Source organism: Streptomyces sp. NPDC034084, from assembly GCF_055575535.1.
Genome location: NZ_JBVISK010000001.1, coordinates 283,450 through 302,862 on the forward strand (window position 1 = coordinate 283,450; position 19,413 = coordinate 302,862).

Below are 19,413 nucleotides of genomic sequence, written 5' to 3' on the forward strand. Positions count from 1 at the left end.
GATCGGAAGCTGCTCCCGGGTTTCCTTCGAGTCTGCCCGAACGCCGGGGGCTTGACGGCCGGAACTGGATCATCGGCGTGGCGGATACCAGGTCCGCCGGGTTCCTACGCTCCGTAATGATCCAACATGCGGCGGTTCGTACCGTGTGTGAGTCTGACAGCGGCCCTGGCCCCTAGGTCCCTTTGAGGAGGCATTCCCATGGCCAAGAACCGCAACCAGAACCGCAGTGAGAAGCAGTCGCCGGCCGAGCGCGGCGCCCAGCAGGCGCAGCAGTCGGCGATGGAGTCCCAGGCCGAGCAGCGGGCGAGCCAGGTCACGCCGGGTGACATGGCCCGCAAGGGCCGTCAGAAGCGCTTCGGCCACAACTGACGACCTCCCCGCCCACGGCAAAGGGGCGCGCCCGTGACGACGGGCGCGCCCCTTGCGCGTTTCGGGGGGAGGGCTATCCGGCGAGGCAGGACGGGCCGAGCAGTACCTTCAGGTCGCCGAAGAGCGCCGGGTCGGGCTGGACCCGGTGCCGGTCGAGCCGGAGGACGGTCGTCTTCCGGGGGCCCTGGAGCTTGATCCGCACCTCGGTGTTGCCCTTGTGGTGCTTGAGGATCTCGCCGAGCCTGCTGACCATCGGCGGGGTCACCTTCACCGTCGGGATGGTGAGGATCACGGGCGCGTTGGTCCCGGCGTTCGACAAGTCGGGGACCATCAGCTCCATCGCGACGAGGCGGGGCACGTCCTCGCGCTTGTCGAGCCGGCCCTTGACGAAGACGACCGTGTCCTCGACCAGCTGGGTGGAGACCAGCTGGTAGGTGGCCGGGAAGAACATGCACTCGATGGAGCCGGCCAGGTCCTCGACGGTGGCGATGGCCCAGGCGTTGCCCTGCTTGGTCATCTTGCGCTGGAGGCCGGAGATGATGCCGCCGATGGTGACGACCGCGCCGTCGCCGTGCTCGCCGCCGGTGAGCTGGGAGATCGCCGCGTCCGTCTTGTCGGACAGGACGTGCTCGATGCCGAAGAGGGGGTGGTCGGAGACGTAGAGGCCGAGCATCTCGCGCTCCTGGGCCAGCAGGTACGACTTCTCCCACTCGACGTCGGAGAACTCGACGTCCAGGCCGAAGCCGGGCTCGTCGCTCGCCTCGTCACCCATCCCGCCGAACAGGTCGAACTGTCCCTCGGCCTCCTTGCGCTTGACCGCCACCACGTTGTCGATCATGGGTTCGTGGTGGGCGACGAGGCCCTTGCGGGTGTGGCCCATCTCGTCGAAGGCGCCGGCCTTGATCAGCGACTCGACGGTCCGCTTGTTGCAGACGACGGCCTCGACCTTGTCCAGGAAGTCGGGGAAGGAGGAGTACTTCCCCTTGGCCTTGCGCGTCCTGATGATCGACTCGACGACGTTGGTGCCGACGTTCCGGATGGCGGAGAGGCCGAAGAGGATCACGTCGTCGCCCTGTGCGGCGAAGTTCGACTCGGACTCGTTCACGTTGGGCGGCAGGACCTTGATGCCCATGCGGCGGCACTCGTTGAGGTAGACCGCGGACTTGTCCTTGTCGTCCTTGACCGAGGTCAGCAGTCCCGCCATGTACTCGGCGGGGTGGTTGGCCTTGAGGTACGCGGTCCAGTAGGAGACCAGGCCGTACGCGGCGGAGTGCGCCTTGTTGAAGGCGTAGCCGGCGAAGGGGACCAGGACGTCCCAGAGGGCCTGGATGGCCTCGTCGCTGTAGCCGTTCTTCTTGGCTCCGGCCTGGAAGATGGTGAAGTTCTTCGCCAGCTCGTCGGGCTTCTTCTTGCCCATCACGCGGCGGAGGATATCGGCCTCGCCGAGCGAGTAGCCGGCGATGATCTGGGCGGCCTTCTGCACCTGCTCCTGGTACACGATGAGGCCGTAGGTGACCGCGAGCACCTCTTCGAGCGGCTTCTCCAGCTCGGGGTGGATCGGGGTGATCTCCTGCTGGCCGTTCTTGCGCAGGGCGTAGTTCGTGTGCGAGTTCATGCCCATCGGGCCCGGCCTGTACAGGGCGGACACGGCGGAGATGTCTTCGAAGTTGTCGGGCTTCATCAGCCGCAGCAGCGAGCGCATCGGCCCGCCGTCGAACTGGAAGACGCCGAGGGTGTCGCCGCGCTGGAGCAGTTCGAAGGTCTTCGGGTCGTCGAGCGGGAGGGCGAGCAGGTCGAGGTCGATGCCCTTGTTGGCCTTCACCATCTTGACGGCGTCGTCCATGATGGTCAGGTTCCGCAGGCCCAGGAAGTCCATCTTCAGCAGGCCGAGCGACTCGCACTGCGGGTAGTCCCACTGCGTGATGGTGACGCCGTCCGTGTGCCGCACCCAGATCGGGGCGTGGTCGACGATCGGCTCGCTGGACATGATCACGCCGGCGGCGTGGACGCCCATCTGGCGGACCAGGCCCTCGACGCCCCGGGCGGTGTCGATGACCTTCTTGACGTCCGGCTCGTTCTCGTACATCGCGCGGATCTCGCCGGCCTCGCTGTAGCGCGGGTGCGAGGGGTCGGTGATGCCGTTGAGGTCGATGCCCTTGCCGAGGACGTCGGCGGGCATGGCCTTGGTGAGCCGGTCCCCCATGGCGTACGGGTAGCCGAGGACGCGCGCGGAGTCCTTGATGGCGTTCTTGGCCTTGATCTTTCCGTACGTGCCGATCATGGCGACCTTGTCGGAGCCGTACTTCTCCGTCACGTACCGGATGACCTCGACGCGCCGGCGCTCGTCGAAGTCGATGTCGACATCGGGCATGGAGATGCGCTCGGGGTTGAGGAAGCGCTCGAAGATCAGGCCGTGCGGGATCGGGTCGAGGTCGGTGATGCCCATGGCGTACGCGACGATCGAGCCGGCCGCGGAGCCGCGGCCGGGGCCGACGGCGATGCCCTGCTTCTTCGCCCACATGATGAAGTCGGCGACGACGAGGAAGTAGCCGGGGAAGCCCATCGAGATGATGGTGTCCATCTCGTACTCGACCTGCTTCATGCGGTCCTCGGGGATCCCGTCCGGGAACCGGCGGTGCATGCCGCGCATGGTCTCCTCGCGAAACCAGGTGACCTCGGTGTAGCCCTCCGGGATGTCGAACTTCGGCATGAGGTTCTTGGCCTCGAACATGCCGGTGGTGTCGACCTGCTCGGCGACCAGCAGGGTGTTGCGGCAGCCCTCCTGCCAGGCGTCCGAGGAGTCGATGGCGTACATCTCCTCCGTGGACTTCAGGTAGTAGCCGGTGCCGTCGAACTTGAAGCGGTCGGGGTCCGAGAGGTTCTTGCCGGTCTGGATGCAGAGCAGGGCGTCGTGCGCGCCGGCCTCGTGCGCGTACGTGTAGTGCGAGTCGTTGGTGACCAGCGGCGGGATGCCGAGCTTCTTGCCGATCTCCAGGAGCCCGTCGCGGACTCGGTGCTCGATCTCGATGCCGTGGTCCATCAGTTCCAGGAAGTAGCGGTCCTTGCCGAAGATGTCCTGGTACTCGGAGGCGGCCTTCAGGGCCTCGTCGAACTGGCCGAGGCGGAGGCGGGTCTGCAGCTCGCCGGAGGGGCAGCCGGTGGAGGCGATCAGACCCTCGGACCACTGGGAGATGGTCTCCTTGTCCATCCGGGGCCACTTCTGCAGCCAGCCCTCGGCGTACGCGTCGGAGGAGAGCTTGAAGAGGTTGTGGAGCCCGGTGGCGTTGGCCGCCCAGATCGTCTTGTGGGTGTAACCGCCGGAACCGGAGACGTCGTCCCGCTTCTGGTGCGGCTGGCCCCACAGGACCTTCCGCTTGTTGCGCCGGGACTCCGGGGCGACGTACGCCTCGATGCCGATGATCGGCGTGACCCCGGCCTTCTTCGCCGAGTGGAAGAAGTCGTACGCCCCGTGCAGGTTGCCGTGGTCGGACATGGCGATATGGGTCATGCCCATCTCGTTGCACGCGTTGAACATGTCCTTCAGCCGCGCGGCACCGTCCAGCAGCGAGTACTGGGTGTGGACGTGGAGGTGCGTGAAGGGCGGCTTGGTCACGGCGGGAGGTCTCCGTAGCGGTCACAGGGGTGGCTGGGGGGACCGTGGAAGTCTACGTCTCCGGAGTGACAGCCGACGGGCACTCGGGGCTAGGGTCACGCGTTGGGAGACAGGGAACGCCTGTCCCAATTGTCATGAACGGTCCCGCAGCACACCCCGCACCAGGAGGCACCTCGAATGTCGGTCCCGCAGCCCACCGCAGCCGAGCGCGGTGAGCACATCCTCGCCGTCTTCGACACCGCCTTCGGCGAGCTCCTCGCCGCCGACCCCGCGGCCTTCCGCGTCAAGTTCCGGAAGATGGCCGGCTCCGCCTTCGCCTTCTACCGGGGCACGGCGTCCCTGTTCTACGCGGACCTGGAGAGCGAGGCGCAGGGCGGTCCGTACCTGGACGAGCAGACCGGCCGGGTCTGGATCCACGGCGATCTCCACGCCGAGAACTTCGGCACATACATGGACGCCAACGGACGCCTCGTCTTCAACGTCAACGACTTCGACGAGGCCTACGTCGGCCCCTTCACCTGGGACCTGAAGCGGCTCGCCGCCTCGCTCGCCCTGATCGGCTACGCCAAGGCGCTCAGTGACGAGCAGATCACCGAGCTCGTCCGGATCTACGCGGGCGCGTACCGGGAGCGGATCCACGCCCTCGCGACCGGCGCCAAGGGCGACGAGGTGCCCTCCTTCACCCTGGAGACCGCCGACGGCGCGCTGCTCGGCACCCTGCGCGAGGCCCGCGCCCTGACCCGCTTCGGGCTGCTCGACTCGATGACCGAGATCCGCGAGTTCGAGCGGCGCTTCTCGGCGGGCGGCGGCGCGATCGAGCTCGACGCGGCCACCCGGTACAAGGTCCTCGCGGCCTTCGACGGTTACCTGGAGACCCTGCCGGAGTCCTCCCTCGCCCGCCCCGACTCGTACCGGGTGAAGGACGTCGTCGGGCGGCGCGGGATCGGCATCGGGTCGGCCGGCCTCCCCTCGTACAACATCCTCCTGGAGGGCAACAGCGACGCCCTGGAGAACGACGTCGTGATCTATCTGAAGCAGGCGCAGACCCCCGCGGTCTCGCGGCACGTCACGGACGCGGCGGTGCGGGGCTACTTCCAGCACGAGGGCCACCGCACGGTGATCTCGCAGCGGGCGCTCCAGGCGCACGCCGACCCGTGGCTCGGCTGGACGGAGCTGGACGGGGCGGGCCAGCTGGTCGCCGAGGTGTCGCCGTACGCGGTGGACCTGGACTGGTCGGACATCGACGACCCGCGGGACATCGCGGCCACCGTCGCCGACCTGGGCCGGGCCACGGCCACGATGCACGCGGCGGCGGACGACTCCAGCGGCCACTCCCTGGTCCCGTTCTCGACGGAGCGGGCCATCGACGCGGCGATCGCCGCCGACGAGGAGGGCTTCGCCGGGCTCCTGGTCGACTTCGCCCATGGTTACGGGGCGCGGGCGCGGGCGGACCACCAGATCTTCGTGGACCTCTTCCGCAACGGCCGGATCCCGGGGCTGTAGAGGGGCCGCAGAGGCTGGAGCGACCGTTCACAGGTTTCCTTTAGGGACGCCTTACGGACGGGCCTGGCACACTTCACGACGATGGACATGGCAGGGGCGCAGCTGAGGGTGCTGCGGGCGGCGTTCTTCACGGCACTGGTCGTGACGCTGTCCGTGGCCTCGCACGTGCTGCTCTCCCGCGTGCCGCTGCCGCTGGGGACGGTCGTCCCGGTCGCGGCCGGCGTCTTCGCCGTGGCGTACGCGCTGGCCGGCCGCGAGCGCGGCCTCGGCCCGATCGCCGGGCTCCTCGTCCCGCTGGAGCTGGCCGCCGACACCCTCTTCACCAGCGGTCAGGCGGTCTGTTACGGACCCGCAGGCGGCCCGGTGGCCGGTTCGCTGCGTTCGGTGGGCGTGGAGGTGTTCTGCGGCGGCGCCGTCGGCACGCCGCTCTCCGGGGTGGTGACCCCGGACGGCGGGAGCGCGGCCGCCCTGCTCGACACCCCCGACCCGGCGCTGCCCTGGCTGCTGCTCCTGGCCCACGTGGGCGTGGGGCTCTCGGCGGCCTGCTGGCTGCGCGGTGGCGAGCGGGCGCTCGCCCGGCTGCTGCGGGCGGTGGAGGCCTTCGCGTTCCGGCCGCTGCTGCTCGTGGCGGCCTTCTTCCGGGCCGCCGGTCCGGCGCCGCGGCGGGCCGGGCGGCCCGCCGGGCGGCCCCGGTCCTCCCGTGTCCGGCTTCTCGTGCACTCCGTCGGGCGGCGGGGGCCGCCGCGTCCGGTGCTCGCTCTCGTCTGAGCGGGCCCCGCGCCTCCCCCGCCTTTCTCACCCTTCACGGAGATCACGATCATGAGTGCACGCAACAGCCACGCCAGCAAGGCGGCCGCCCGCGAGCGGCTGCGCGAGGAGCGCGAGCGCCAGGCGAAGAAGGACCGGGCGCGCCGGCGGCTCGTCGTCGGCGTCTCCGCCGTGGCCGTCCTGGCCGCCGCCGGCGGCATCGGCTACGCGGTCGTCCAGTCCAACAAGCCCTCCCACTGGGAGGCGGTGGCCGACGCCAAGACGGTGACGGCCCCGAAGAACACCACGGGCGCGAACGGCACGACCGTCGTCATCGGCAAGGACTCGGCGAAGAAGACCCTGGAGCTGTACGAGGACTCGCGCTGCCCGGTCTGCGCGACCTTCGAGCAGAGCGTGGGCTCCACGGTCGAGAAGGACGTCCAGGCCGGCAAGTACAAGATCAGGTATGTCGGCGCGACCTTCATCGACAACGGCATTCCGGGCGAGGGCTCGAAGAACGCCCTCTCGGCGCTGGGCGCCGCGCTGAACGTGAGCCCCGAGGCCTTCCTGAAGTACAAGGCCGCCCTCTACTCCACGAAGTTCCACCCGGAGGAGAAGCAGGACGAGTTCGCCAAGGACTCCTACCTCCTGGAGGTCGCGGACTCGGTCCCCGCCCTCAAGGGGAACGCCGAGTTCAGGAAGAACGTCGAGGACGGCACCTTCGACGCCTGGGCGATGAAGATGTCGAAGGCGTTCGACGCCAGCGGCGTGCAGGGGACCCCGACCCTGAAGATGGACGGCAAGCCGGTCACGGTCGCGGGCACGGACAAGCCGCCGATGACGGTGGCCGAGTTCGAGACGGCGATCGCCTCGGCGCTCAAGGCCTGACATCCCATCCGAACGTCTCGGCCCCGGACCTTCCCCCGGTCCGGGGCCGAGGCGTATCCGCGGCAGGGAGACCCGGGCCGAGGCGTCCCGGGAGCGTCGAGTCGGCGAACTTCCGGAATTCGCCTGCCCCTCGGGCGTACCCGTCAGTAATCTGACTGCCCGTGACCAGTCGTTTCATATCCCCCGCCCCCTCGCGGCGCGCCGTCGTCAAGGCCGCAGCCGTCACCGCCGTCGCGACGCCCGCCCTGCTCGGCGCGGCCGCTCCGGCCCTCGCGGACACCGGGGCGCCCGCCTTCCTCCACGGCGTCGCCTCCGGCGACCCGCTGCCCGACGGCGTCCTGCTCTGGACGCGCGTCACCCCCGTCCCCGAGGCCGTGCCCGGATCCGGCCTCGGCCCCGACGTCCAGGTCGGCTGGGAGCTGGCCGAGGACCGCTCCTTCGCCCGGGTCGTCGCCTCCGGCACCACCACGGCGAGCGCGGCCTCCGACCACACGGTGAAGGCCGACGTCCGGGGCCTGCGCCCGGCCACCGCCTACTGGTTCCGCTTCTCGGTGGGCGACGTCGTCTCCCCCGCCGCCCGCACCCGCACCGCGCCGGCCGCCGACGCCGCCGCGCCCGGTGTCCGCTTCGGCGTGGTCTCCTGCGCGAACTGGGAGTCGGGCCACTTCTCCGCCTACCGCCATCTCGCCTCCCGCGCCGACCTGGACGCGGTGCTCCACCTCGGGGACTACCTGTACGAGTACGCCACCGGCGCCTACCCGGAGGCGAAGTACGTCGTCCGGCAGCACGAGCCGCGCCACGAGATCGTCTCGCTGGCCGACTACCGCACCCGGCACGGGAAGTACAAGACGGACGCCGACCTCCAGGCGCTGCACGCGGCGCACCCGGTGATCGCCATCTGGGACGACCACGAGTTCGCCAACGACGCCTGGACCGGCGGGGCCGAAAACCACACCCCCGGCGCCGAGGGCGAGTGGGCGGCCCGGGTGGCCGCCGCGAAGCAGGCGTACTTCGAGTGGATGCCGGTCCGCGCCTCCACGGAGGGCACGGTCTTCCGGCGGTTGCGCTTCGGCAAGCTGGCCGATCTGCACCTGCTCGACCTGCGGTCGTTCCGGTCCGCGCCGGCGAAGACGGGCAGCGGCACGGTGGACGACCCGGAGCGGAGCATCACCGGGCGCGCGCAGCTGGACTGGCTCAAGGCCGGCCTCGCCGGTTCGGACGCGACCTGGCAGCTGGTCGGCACCTCGGTGATGATCTCGCCGGTCGCCTTCGGCGCCCTGCCCGCCCACCTCCTGGAGCCGCTCGCCGAGTTGATGGGCCTGCCGAAGGAGGGGCTCGCGATCAACGTCGACCAGTGGGACGGCTACACCGACGACCGCAGGGAGCTGCTCGCCCACCTGACTTCGCGGGCGATCCGGAACACGGTCTTCCTGACCGGCGACATCCACATGGCCTGGGCCAACGACGTGCCGGCGAAGGCCGCGACGTATCCGCTCTCGGCCTCGGCGGCGACCGAGTTCGTGGTCACCTCGGTGACCTCGGACAACCTGGACGACCTGCTGCACGTCGCTCCGGGGACGGTGTCGGTGGTGGCGGCCGGCGCGGTGAAGGCCGCCAACCGCCATGTCAAGTGGGTGGACATGGACCACCACGGCTACGGCGTGCTCGACGTGACCGCCGCGCGCTCTCAGATGGACTACTACACGGTCTCCGACAAGACGGATCCGGCCGCGACGACGGCCTGGGCGCGCTCGTACCGGACGCTCAGCGGAACGCAGCGTGTCGAGCGGGTGTACCAGCCGGTGCTCTGAGGGAGCCCTTAGGGGCGATTTTCAGCCATGATCTCTTCTGTTAACGGGAGATCACATCGCTACGGCGGGTGGCCGGTTCTGGAGATCGAATCCGGACACACCACCCGCCTCCGGCACTCCGTTCGTTACGTCCGCGTCTCAAACCCTGGAAGTGGCGCAAGTTTTTCTTCCCGATGACCCGAATTGCCCCACGAATGATTGGGCTTGATCAATCCTCAACGACTCCTGACATGGACGCGTAATGTCCGGGCGGTGGCGAGGAAGTCCCTCTCCCCAACCCCCCGCAAGGAGTCACCCGTGCGTGCTCTTGTCCGCATATCGCCGCGTATGACACGTCGTCTGATGGGCACCGCCGTCCTGGCCGGAACCCTGGCCGTCGCTCCCCTCTCCGCCCCCGTCGCCGTCCCGGCCGGCGCCACCCTCGCCTCCGCCGAGGAGTGCGCGGACGGTACGACGGCGCTCTCCGGCGCCCGCAAGGCGCGCGGCGCCGACACCCATGCCGCCGAGCCCAACGACGTCACGGCCGCCAAGGCCAAGGCGATGGACGACGACCTGAAGAAGAAGCTGGCCTCGGCCCGTGCGGAAGGCCGCCTCAGCGCCTCCGCCGGCGCGGCCGCCGTGGTGAACGTCCCGGTGTACTTCCACGTCATCCACTCCGGCACGACGGGCAAGCTCTCCGCCACCGCGATCAGCAACCAGCTGAACGTCCTGAACGCGGCCTACGCGGGCCAGGGCACCGGCAACGTGAACACCAACTTCCAGTTCACGCTGGCCGCGACCGACTACACGGACAACGCCTCCTGGTACAACCTGTCCTCCGGCTCCACCGCCGAGAAGCAGATGAAGCAGACCCTCCGCAAGGGCGGCGCCGGCGCGCTGAACATCTACACCGCGAACCTGGGCGGCGGCCTCCTCGGCTGGGCGACCTTCCCGTCCTCGTACAACTCCAGCCCGTCCATGGACGGCGTGGTCATCCTCGACGCCTCGCTCCCGGGCGGCTCGGCCGCCAACTACAACGAGGGCGACACGGCCACCCACGAGGTCGGCCACTGGATGGGCCTGTACCACACCTTCCAGGGCGGCTGCACGGGCAACGGCGACTACGTCGCCGACACCCCGGCCGAGAAGAGCCCGGCGTACGAGTGCCCGACCGGCCGTGACTCCTGCACCTCGAAGGCCGGTGTGGACCCGATCCACAACTTCATGGACTACACGTACGACTCCTGCATGTACCAGTTCACCTCGGGCCAGGTGACCCGGATGAACGACGCCTGGACCGCGTACCGCGCCTGACGGCCCGTCCGCGAGACACGAGTGCGGCCCCCGGGGAACTCCCCGGGGGCCGCACCCCTTTTCCGTACCGTCCTACAGGCTGTCGAGGAAGGAGAGCGCCACCGACCAGGTCCGCTCCGCCGCCTCCTCGTCCCAGTCGGGCAGCTCCGGGTCCGTGTACACGTGCCCCGCGCCCCGGTAGCGGTAGACCTCCACGTCCGCCCCGGCCTTGCGCATCTGGAGGTACCAGGAGGACAGCCAGTCGTCCGTCTCGAAGGGGTCGGGCTCGGCCACGTGCAGCTGGACCGGCAGCTCGTCCACCGAGGCCGACTCCGCGATGTCCGAGGTGCCGTGGAACAGCAGCAGCCCGCGCGCCTTCTCGTCCCCCAGCGCCAGGGTCTGTGCGATCGAGGCCCCGAGCGAGAGGCCCATGTAGACCAGGCCCCGCTCGGAGTAGGGGGCGGCGGCCAGGACCGCCCGCTTCAGCAGCTCGTCCTTGCCGATCTCGTCCCGGAGCGCCACGCCCTCCTCCACGGTCCCGACCGTCCGGCCGTCGTAGAGGTCCGGGGTCCAGACCTGGTGCCCGGCGGCCCGGAGCCGCTCCGCGGCCGCCTCGACGGAAGGAGTCAGCCCGTAGGCCGAGTGGAAGAGCATGATGTCCATGTGTCCCATCCTGCCATCCGGCGCCGACCCGCCCGGCAGTCAGCGCATGCTGCGCACGTCCAGGTGGCGCAGCACCCGGTCCACCACCTCGGGGTCGGCGCCGGGTTCGCTGCGGGCCGCGAGGATCTCGTGCCGGGCGGCCGACATCAGCTCCCGCTGGATCCGCTGCACCGCCTTGAACCGCTTCGTCCGCTCCACGAAGGCGGCCCGCCGCTCGTCGTCCACCATGTCGGGGCTGATCCGCACCCCGATGTCGTACGCCCCGCGCAGCAGCCGCTCCTGGACCTCCTCCGGCAGTTCCTCGACCTCCTCGATCTCCTTCAGCCTTCGCTTGGCCGCCTTCGCGGCCCGGATCGCGAGCTCCCGCTCCAGGGCGCGCTCGGCGTCCGCGTCGGCCCTCACTCCGAGCCGCTTCACCAGCCAGGGCAGCGTGAGGCCCTGGAAGACGAGGGTGGTGATGATCACGCAGAAGGCGATGAAGACGATCTCGTCCCGGCCGGGGAAGGGCGCGCCGTCGTCGGTGCGCAGCGGGATGGCGAGCGCGAGCGCGACCGAGGCCACCCCGCGCATCCCCGCCCACCACATGACGACGGTCTCCCGCCAGCTCACCGGGATCTCCTCGTCGACGTCCCGGAGCGTGTGCAGCCTCTTCGCCAGCCAGGTGGCGGGGAGCAGCCAGAGAAGCCGGACGCCGACGACCACGACGACCACGACGGCGCCCCAGCCGAGCATCTCCCCGCCGCGTCCCTCGGCGACCCCGAAGACGTGGATGAGCTCCAGGCCGATGAGGCCGAAGGCGACGCCGGTGACGAGGGTGTCGACGATCTGCCAGAAGGTCTGCCCGGCGAGCCGGCCCATGACGTCGTCGGCGTCGGCCGCGTGCTCGGCCAGGAAGAGCGCGGTGACCAGGACGGCGAGGACACCTGAGCCGTGCAGCTCCTCCGCGAGGACGTAGCTCACGAAGGGGACGAGGAGGGTGAGGCCGGTCTGCAGGGTGGCGTCGCCGAGGAGTCCGATGAGCTTGTTGGAGAGCCAGCCGAGCGCCAGGCCGATGACGACGGCGACCACCGCGGACAGCACGAACTGGCCGAGCGCCTCGGGCCAGGAAAAGGAGCCGCTGACGACGGCGGCGATCGCCACGTGGTAGAGCACGATGGCGGTGACGTCGTTGAAGAGCCCCTCGCCCTCGAGGATCGACACCAGTCGGCGGGGCAGCCCGAGGGAGCCGGCCACGGCGGTCGCCGCGACCGGGTCCGGAGGCGCGACGAGGGCGCCGAGCGCCACCGCGGCGGCCAGCGGAAGGCCGGGCACCAGCGAGTGCGCGACGGCGCCGACCGCGGCGGTGGTGACGAAGACCAGGGCGACCGCGAGCAGGAAGATGGGCCGTCTGTTGGCCGCGAACTGCCGCCAGGAGGTCCGCTGCACGGAGGCGTACAGGAGCGGCGGCAGGACCAGCGGGAGGATGAACTCCGGCGGGACCTCGACGTTCGGTACGAAGGGCAGGAAGGCCAGCACGATCCCGACGAGGGTCATCAGGACCGGCGCGGGCAGTCCGAGCCGCTCACCGAGCGGCACGGTGAGCAGGGCGCCGAGGAGGAGCAGGAAGAGCAGGGCCAATTGATCCACGGCCCCACCCTGTCACGTACGCCCTTTTTGGAGGCAATCGCCCCCGGCTGGACGCCTTACAGCGTGCGCCGCATGGCCCGGTGCGGCATGCCCGCGTCGGGGAACTCGGGGCCGTACGCCACGTAACCGAGCCGCTCGTAGAAGCCCAGGGCGTGGGTCTGCGCGTGCAGGTCGACGGCGCTCAGACCGCGATCCCGCGCCGCGTCCTCGATGCCCCGGACCAGCGCCGCGCCGACGCCGAGACCGCGCGCCGCCTGGGCGACGGCGAGCCGGCCGAGCGAGCCCACCGAGGCGTCGCCGCCGGTCTTGCCGGCCGCGTCCGCCCCGTACAGCAGGCGGCCGGTACCCAACGGCAGTCCGTCCTCGCGCACCGCGAGCACGTGCACCGCGGTCGCGTCGTACGTGTCGTACTCGAGCTCCTGCGGAACGCCCTGCTCCTCGACGAAGACCTCGCGGCGCACCGCGAAGCAGGCCTCCCGGTCGCCCTCGCCGGCCGCCTCGCGGACGGTGTACGCGACGGTCACTGGCTCTCCGCCGCGATCCGGTCGAGGGCCTTCTGCAGGTCCTCGGGGTAGGTGCTGGCGAACTCGACCCAGGACCCGTCGCCCGGGTGCTCGAAGCCGAGGCGGACGGCGTGCAGCCACTGCCGGGTCAGGCCGAGGCGCTTGGCGAGCGTCGGGTCGGCGCCGTAGGTCAGGTCGCCGACGCAGGGGTGGCGGTGGGCGGACATGTGCACCCGGATCTGGTGGGTGCGGCCCGTCTCCAGCTTGATGTCGAGCAGCGAGGCCGACCGGTACGCCTCGATGAGGTCGTAGTGCGTGACGGAGGGCTTGCCCTCGGCGGTGACCGCCCACTTGTAGTCGTGGTTCGGGTGCCGGCCGATCGGCGCGTCGATGGTGCCGCTCATCGGGTCCGGGTGGCCCTGGACGAGGGCGTGGTAGCGCTTGTCGACCGTGCGCTCCTTGAACTGGCGCTTGAGCGAGGTGTACGCGTACTCCGACTTGGCGACCACCATCAGACCGGAGGTGCCGACGTCGAGGCGGTGCACGATGCCCTGGCGCTCGGCGGCGCCGGAGGTGGAGATGCGGTACCCGGCCGCGGCGAGGCCGCCGATGACCGTGGTGCCGGTCCAGCCGGGGCTGGGGTGCGCGGCGACGCCGATCGGCTTCATGATCACGACGATGTCGTCGTCGTCGTGGACGATCTCCATGCCCTCGACGGGCTCGGCGACGATCTGGACGGGAGCGGGCGCGCCCGGCATCTCGACCTCGAGCCATGCGCCGCCGCTCACCCGCTCGGACTTGCCGACGACGGAGCCGTCGACGTGGACCTTCCCTGCGGCGGCCAGCTCGGCCGCCTTCGTGCGGGAGAACCCGAACATGCGGGCGATGGCGGCGTCGACGCGCTCGCCCTCCAGGCCATCGGGAACGGGCAGCGTGCGGATCTCGGGACTCGTACTCACCCGTCGAGTATGCCTTGTCAGTCCTTGTGGACGGTGCCGTCGGGGTCCAGGCCCCGGAACGACAGGATGACGATCAGAATGCCGCCGCAGACGATCGCCGAGTCGGCGAGGTTGAAGACGGCGAAGTGCGCGGGGGCGATGAAGTCCACGACCGCGCCCTCGAAGACGCCCGGCGAGCGGAAGATCCGGTCCGTGAGGTTGCCGAGGGCGCCGCCGAGCAGCAGCCCGAGCGCGATCGCCCAGGGCAGGCTGTAGAGCTTCCGCGCCAGCCGGATGATCACGAGGATCACGGCGGCGGCGATGCAGGTGAAGATGATCGTGAAGGCCTCGCCCATGCCGAAGGCGGCGCCCGGGTTCCGGATGGCGTCGAGCCGCAGCAGGTCGCCGATCAGCTCGATCGGCTCGTGGCCCTCCAGCTCGGCGACCACCAGCATCTTGCTGCCGAGGTCGAGGAGGTAGGCGAGGACGGCCACGAGGAAGAGGGCGACGATCCTGCGCCTGCCCCTGGGCCGCTCCTCGGGAGCGGCCGTACCGTCGGGGGCGGCCGTCTCGTCGGCCCCTGCTGAATCCGGCGTACCGATGATGCGCTCCGCCTCTGCCACGTGAGTGAGTCCCTCGACCTCGATGCCTGACCGTGCACCGAGGGTACGGCACAGGCGTACGAGACCGGCAGCCCAGAACGTCAGCCGCGCCGCTCCTGCCGCTGCTTGTCCTCGACGCAGAGCGTGGCCCGCGGGAACGCCTGCATCCGCGCCTTGCCGATCGGCTTGCCGCACACCTCGCACAGGCCGTACGTGCCCGCGTCGAGCCGCTCCAGGGCGTGCTCGGTCTGCTCCAGCATCTCCCGGGCGTTCGCGGCGAGGGCCAGCTCGTGCTCGCGCGTGATGTTCTTGGTGCCGGTGTCGGCCTGGTCGTCCCCGGCGCCGTCGCCGGAGTCCCGCATGAGGCCGGTCAGCTCCTCCTGGGAGTGGACGAGCTCGCTGCGGAGCCGCACCACCTCCGATTCGAGGCCGCTGCGGGCCTCGGCCACCTCTTCCGGCGTCCAGGGGTCCTCGCCGGGACGTACGGCGAGCTCACCGGCACGCGCCGGGGGCACCGCCGTCCCGTCCTCGACGGTCGTGACGCCACCCGCGGTCTTCTTCGCTGCCACCGTCCTGGCTCCTGTCTGCTTCTTCACGGCGGGCGCCTTTCTGGCGGCCGTCTTCCTCGCCACGGGCTTCTTGCCGGGCGTCTTCGGGGCGGAGGCGTCCGCGGCGACCGCGTCCTCCGGGGCCGGTGTCCGGGCCGGGGCCTTCCTGGCCGGCGTCTTCCTCGCGACCGCCTTCCCGGCCGGCGCCGTCCCGTCGACCGGAACCGGCTTCCCGCCGACCGCCGACTTCTTGCCGGCCACGTCCTTGGCGACCTCGCCCGTACCGGTGGAACCGGCGGCCGAGGTCTTCTTCGCGGCGGTCTTCTTCGCCACCATGTCGCGGCCCCTTCACATTTTGTGATCTTGCTCGCGATTCGTGCTGGGACGATAAATCGGCCCGAGGCCCGCGGCAACGGGGCACGCCGCCGTTCCCACCCGCCCCCGCTCCCCGCGGGGCGGGCCTGCCTCCGTTGTGCCCAGCTACCCGCCCGGTTATCCGTCCCGCCCCTCCCCCACATGGCCCCACGCGAAGTCCGGCACACCCCGTATGGCCATTCGGGTCACGGGAAAACCTGTCTGCCGCCTCCCTCCGCGCCCCGTACACTGGCCACAGCGAAAGGCTTGGATGGGGACGAGTAGCGTCGCAAGCAGCCATGAGCGACCCGGGGACGGTGAGAGCCCGGGGGCGAGCCCGATGTGAAGCATCACCCCGGAGCCGCCGGAAGAAAGCCGCACGACAGCGCGGTGACTAGACCCGGCGTCGCGACCCCAATGAGGGGGCTCGGGGCGGTCACGCCCGGGGCCAAGGAGGGTGGTACCGCGGGAGCAGTGCTCTCGTCCCTCCGACGGAAGAGAAACGTCCGTCCGGAGGAGAGACCGCCGCATGACACCGCCGCAGTACCGCCAGGTGCCCGCCCAGGTCGACCTGCCCGCGCTGGAGCACGCCGTGCTCGATTTCTGGCGCGAGAGCAAGGTCTTCGCGAAGACCCTGGAGCAGTCCGAGGGACGCCCCGAGTGGGTGTTCTACGAGGGCCCGCCCACCGCCAACGGCATGCCCGGCGCCCACCACATCGAGGCCCGCGTCTTCAAGGACGTGTTCCCCCGCTTCCGGACCATGCGCGGCTACCACGTGGCCCGCAAGGCCGGCTGGGACTGCCACGGCCTGCCGGTCGAGCTCGCCGTCGAGAAGGAGCTCGGCTTCTCCGGCAAGAAGGACATCGAGGAGTACGGCATCGCGGAGTTCAACGCGAAGTGCCGCGCATCGGTGACCCGCCACACCGACGCCTTCGCCGAGCTCACGACCCGGATGGGCTACTGGGTCGACCTCGACGACGCGTACCGGACCATGGACCCCTCGTACATCGAGTCGGTCTGGTGGTCGCTCAAGCAGATCTTCGACAAGGACCTCCTGGTCCAGGACCACCGCGTCGCCCCCTGGTGCCCCCGCTGCGGCACCGGCCTCTCCGACCACGAGCTGGCGCAGGGGTACGAGACGGTCGTCGACCCCTCCGTGTACGTGCGCTTCCCGCTCACCTCCGGCCCGCTCGCCGGCAAGGCGGCGCTCCTGGTCTGGACGACGACCCCGTGGACCCTGGTGTCCAACACGGCGGTCGCCGCCCATCCCGAGGTGACGTACGTGGTCGCCACGGACGGCGACGAGCGGGTCGTCGTCGCCCAGCCGCTGGTCGAGAAGGCACTCGGCGAGGGCTGGGTCACGACGGGCGAGTCCTTCACGGGCGTGGAGATGGAGCGCTGGACGTACCAGCGCCCCTTCGAGCTGGTCGAGTTCCCGGAGCCGGCGCACTACGTCGTGAACGCCGAGTACGTCACGACCGAGGACGGTACGGGTCTGGTCCACCAGTCCCCCGCCTTCGGCGAGGACGACCTCAAGGTCTGCAAGGCGTACGGCCTGCCGGTCGTGAACCCGGTCCGCCCCGACGGCACCTTCGAGGAGGGCGTGCCGCTGGTCGGCGGCGTCTTCTTCAAGAAGGCCGACGAGGCGCTCACCGCCGACCTGGACGCGCGCGGGCTCCTCTTCAAGCACATCGCGTACGAGCACAGCTACCCGCACTGCTGGCGCTGCCACACGGCCCTGCTCTACTACGCGCAGCCGTCCTGGTACATCCGTACGACCGCGGTCAAGGACCGCATGCTCCAGGAGAACGAGAAGACCAACTGGTTCCCGGAGTCGGTCAAGCACGGCCGCTTCGGCGACTGGCTGACGAACAACGTCGACTGGGCGCTCTCCCGGAACCGCTACTGGGGCACCCCGCTGCCCATCTGGCGCTGTGAGGACGACCACCTGACCTGCGTGGGCTCGCGCGCCGAGCTCACGGAGCTGACGGGCACGGACCAGTCGGAACTCGACCCCCACCGCCCGTACATCGACGCGGTCACCTTCCCGTGCCCCAGCTGCTCGAAGACCGCGACGCGCGTGCCGGAGGTCATCGACGCCTGGTACGACTCGGGCTCGATGCCGTTCGCTCAGTACGGCTATCCGTACAAGAACAAGGAACTCTTCGAGTCCCGCTACCCGGCACAGTTCATCTCCGAAGCCATCGACCAGACGCGCGGCTGGTTCTACACGCTGATGGCGGTGGGCACCCTCGTCTTCGACAAGTCGTCCTACGAGAACGTGGTCTGCCTGGGCCACATCCTCGCCGAGGACGGCCGGAAGATGTCCAAGCACCTGGGCAACATCCTCCAGCCGATCCCGCTGATGGACCAGCACGGCGCCGACGCGGTCCGCTGGTTCATGGCGGCCGGCGGCTCCCCGTGGGCGGCGCGCCGCGTGGGCCACGGCACGATCCAGGAGGTCGTGCGCAAGACCCTCCTGACGTACTGGAACACGGTCGCCTTCCAGGCGCTGTACGCCCGCACGGCCGGCTGGGCGCCGAGCGCCGCGGACCCGGCGCCGGCCGACCGCACGGTCCTCGACCGCTGGCTGCTGTCGGAGCTGAACACGCTGGTCGCCGAGACGACCGAGGCGATGGAGTCGTACGACACCCAGCGCACCGGCAAGCTGATCTCGGCCTTCGTCGACGACCTCTCCAACTGGTACGTGCGCCGCTCGCGCCGCCGCTTCTGGCAGGGCGACGCCTCCGCGCTCCGCACCCTGCACGACGTCATCGAGACGGTCACGCGCCTGATGGCGCCGCTGACCCCGTTCATCACCGAGCGGGTCTGGCAGGACCTGGTGGTGCCGGTGTCGCCGGACGCCCCGGAGTCGGTGCACCTCGCCACGTGGCCGGAGGCGGACGCCGCCCTGATCGACGGCGCTCTCTCCGAGCAGATGCTCCTGGTCCGCCGCCTGGTCGAACTCGGCCGCGCCACCCGCGCCGAGTCCGGCGTCAAGACCCGTCAGCCGCTGTCCCGCGCGCTGGTCGCGGCGCACGGCTTCACGGCGCTGTCGCCCGAACTCCAGGCGCAGATCACGGAGGAGCTGAACGTCTCCTCGCTGGCGTCCCTGTCGGAGGTCGGCGGTTCGCTCGTCGACACGACGGCCAAGGCGAACTTCCGTGCGCTCGGCAAGCGTTTCGGCAAGGGCGTCCAGGACGTGGCGAAGGCGGTGGCCGCGGCCGACGCGGCGGCCCTCTCGCTGGCCCTCCGCTCGGGCGAGGCCACGCTCTCGGTGAACGGCGAGGACATCACCGTCACCCCCGAGGAGATCATCATCACGGAGACCCCGCGGGAGGGCTGGTCCGTCGCCTCCGACGCCGGCGCGACGGTGGCGCTCGACCTGGAGATCACCCCGGAGCTCCGCCGCGCGGGCCTCGCCCGTGACGCGATCCGCCTGATCCAGGAAGCCCGCAAGAACAGCGGCCTGGACGTGGCGGACCGGATCGCCCTGCGGTGGACGTCCACGTCCCCGGAGACGGTGGAGGCGCTGACGGCCCACGCGGAGCTGATCGCGGACGAGGTCCTGGCGACGGACTACGCGCGGGGCGAGGCGGACGCCTCGTACGGCGCGCCCTTCGAGGACGAGCCCCTGTCCCTCACGTTCCGCCTCCGCAAGGCATAACCCTCCCGAAGGGCCCGGCCCCCCAAGGGCGCCGGGCCCTTCGCCGTCCCCCGCCGCGGGCCTGCGCGCGTCACGGGCCTGTGCCGCCGCCGCGGGCCTGCGCCCCGCCGACGCGGACAATCGTTCCGCAGGCGCGGTGGCCCGCTCACGCGCCCCGTCACGGGCGGGCACTTCGCCCGGGGCGGTACGCCCGCCCACCCTCGTTGTGGGCAGGCGTTCCGCCCTGCGGGACGCCTGCCCACACGGGCGGTGGGCACCGCCCCACGCAGGGCGCGGGCCCCTCATGGGCGGGGCGCGGGCCCGCGTCGG

At 70.6% G+C, this 19,413-nt stretch carries 14 protein-coding genes; 7 read left to right on the forward strand and 7 right to left on the reverse strand.

What is annotated here, in order from left to right:
• Window positions 1–198 precede the first annotated feature (198 nt).
• Window positions 199–369 (forward strand): hypothetical protein, encoded by a 171-nt coding sequence (locus ACZ51I_RS01315; protein ID WP_468870727.1) that lies wholly within the window; start codon window positions 199–201, stop codon window positions 367–369.
• Between the two features lie 73 nt (window positions 370–442).
• Here the strand turns inward: ACZ51I_RS01315 and dnaE are convergent, their stop codons facing one another.
• Window positions 443–3,982, reverse strand: coding sequence for a DNA polymerase III subunit alpha (gene dnaE / locus ACZ51I_RS01320; protein WP_468870728.1), 3,540 nt, complete (start codon window positions 3,980–3,982; stop codon window positions 443–445).
• Window positions 3,983–4,159: 177 nt separating this feature from the next.
• Here dnaE and ACZ51I_RS01325 point away from each other — a divergent pair, with 177 nt between their 5' ends.
• The 5 genes from ACZ51I_RS01325 (at window position 4,160) to ACZ51I_RS01345 (ending at window position 10,224) form a co-directional block, all read left to right on the forward strand.
• The gene (locus tag ACZ51I_RS01325) at window positions 4,160–5,485 is read left to right on the forward strand and encodes a DUF2252 domain-containing protein (protein ID WP_468870729.1); all 1,326 of its coding nucleotides are present in this window, start codon (window positions 4,160–4,162) and stop codon (window positions 5,483–5,485) included.
• A gap of 81 nt (window positions 5,486–5,566) precedes the next feature.
• On the forward strand, window positions 5,567–6,253 hold the full coding sequence (locus tag ACZ51I_RS01330; protein ID WP_468870730.1) for a hypothetical protein: 687 nt from the start codon (window positions 5,567–5,569) through the stop codon (window positions 6,251–6,253).
• Between the two features lie 51 nt (window positions 6,254–6,304).
• Window positions 6,305–7,120, forward strand: coding sequence for a DsbA family protein (locus ACZ51I_RS01335; protein WP_468870731.1), 816 nt, complete (start codon window positions 6,305–6,307; stop codon window positions 7,118–7,120).
• 161 nt (window positions 7,121–7,281) lie between these two features.
• Complete coding sequence (locus tag ACZ51I_RS01340; RefSeq protein ID WP_468870732.1) at window positions 7,282–8,931, forward strand: alkaline phosphatase D family protein; 1,650 nt, start codon at window positions 7,282–7,284, stop codon at window positions 8,929–8,931.
• A gap of 327 nt (window positions 8,932–9,258) precedes the next feature.
• On the forward strand, window positions 9,259–10,224 hold the full coding sequence (locus tag ACZ51I_RS01345; protein ID WP_468870733.1) for a zinc metalloprotease: 966 nt from the start codon (window positions 9,259–9,261) through the stop codon (window positions 10,222–10,224).
• Between the two features lie 72 nt (window positions 10,225–10,296).
• Here the strand turns inward: ACZ51I_RS01345 and ACZ51I_RS01350 are convergent, their stop codons facing one another.
• The 6 genes from ACZ51I_RS01350 to ACZ51I_RS01375 all read right to left on the reverse strand — a co-directional run bounded on the left by ACZ51I_RS01350 (window position 10,297) and on the right by ACZ51I_RS01375 (window position 15,419).
• Window positions 10,297–10,866, reverse strand: coding sequence for a dienelactone hydrolase family protein (locus ACZ51I_RS01350; protein ID WP_468870734.1), 570 nt, complete (start codon window positions 10,864–10,866; stop codon window positions 10,297–10,299).
• Window positions 10,867–10,905: 39 nt separating this feature from the next.
• Window positions 10,906–12,492, reverse strand: a complete 1,587-nt coding sequence (locus tag ACZ51I_RS01355) for a Na+/H+ antiporter (protein WP_468870735.1) — start codon at window positions 12,490–12,492, stop codon at window positions 10,906–10,908.
• Between the two features lie 56 nt (window positions 12,493–12,548).
• Complete coding sequence (locus ACZ51I_RS01360) at window positions 12,549–13,016, reverse strand: GNAT family N-acetyltransferase (RefSeq protein WP_468870737.1); 468 nt, start codon at window positions 13,014–13,016, stop codon at window positions 12,549–12,551.
• Window positions 13,013–13,954, reverse strand: a complete 942-nt coding sequence (locus ACZ51I_RS01365; protein ID WP_468870738.1) for an RluA family pseudouridine synthase — start codon at window positions 13,952–13,954, stop codon at window positions 13,013–13,015. Before ACZ51I_RS01365 ends, ACZ51I_RS01360 begins: the two co-directional genes overlap by 4 nt.
• Before the next feature lie 17 nt (window positions 13,955–13,971).
• Window positions 13,972–14,556, reverse strand: a complete 585-nt coding sequence (gene lspA, locus ACZ51I_RS01370; RefSeq protein ID WP_468870739.1) for a signal peptidase II — start codon at window positions 14,554–14,556, stop codon at window positions 13,972–13,974.
• A gap of 80 nt (window positions 14,557–14,636) precedes the next feature.
• A complete protein-coding gene (locus tag ACZ51I_RS01375; RefSeq protein ID WP_468870740.1) occupies window positions 14,637–15,419 on the reverse strand; it encodes a TraR/DksA family transcriptional regulator in 783 nt (260 codons plus the stop codon).
• 547 nt (window positions 15,420–15,966) lie between these two features.
• Between ACZ51I_RS01375 and ileS the strand changes: the two genes are divergently transcribed.
• Window positions 15,967–19,104, forward strand: coding sequence for an isoleucine--tRNA ligase (gene ileS / locus ACZ51I_RS01380; RefSeq protein ID WP_468870741.1), 3,138 nt, complete (start codon window positions 15,967–15,969; stop codon window positions 19,102–19,104).
• The last annotated feature ends 309 nt before the right edge of the window (window positions 19,105–19,413 follow it).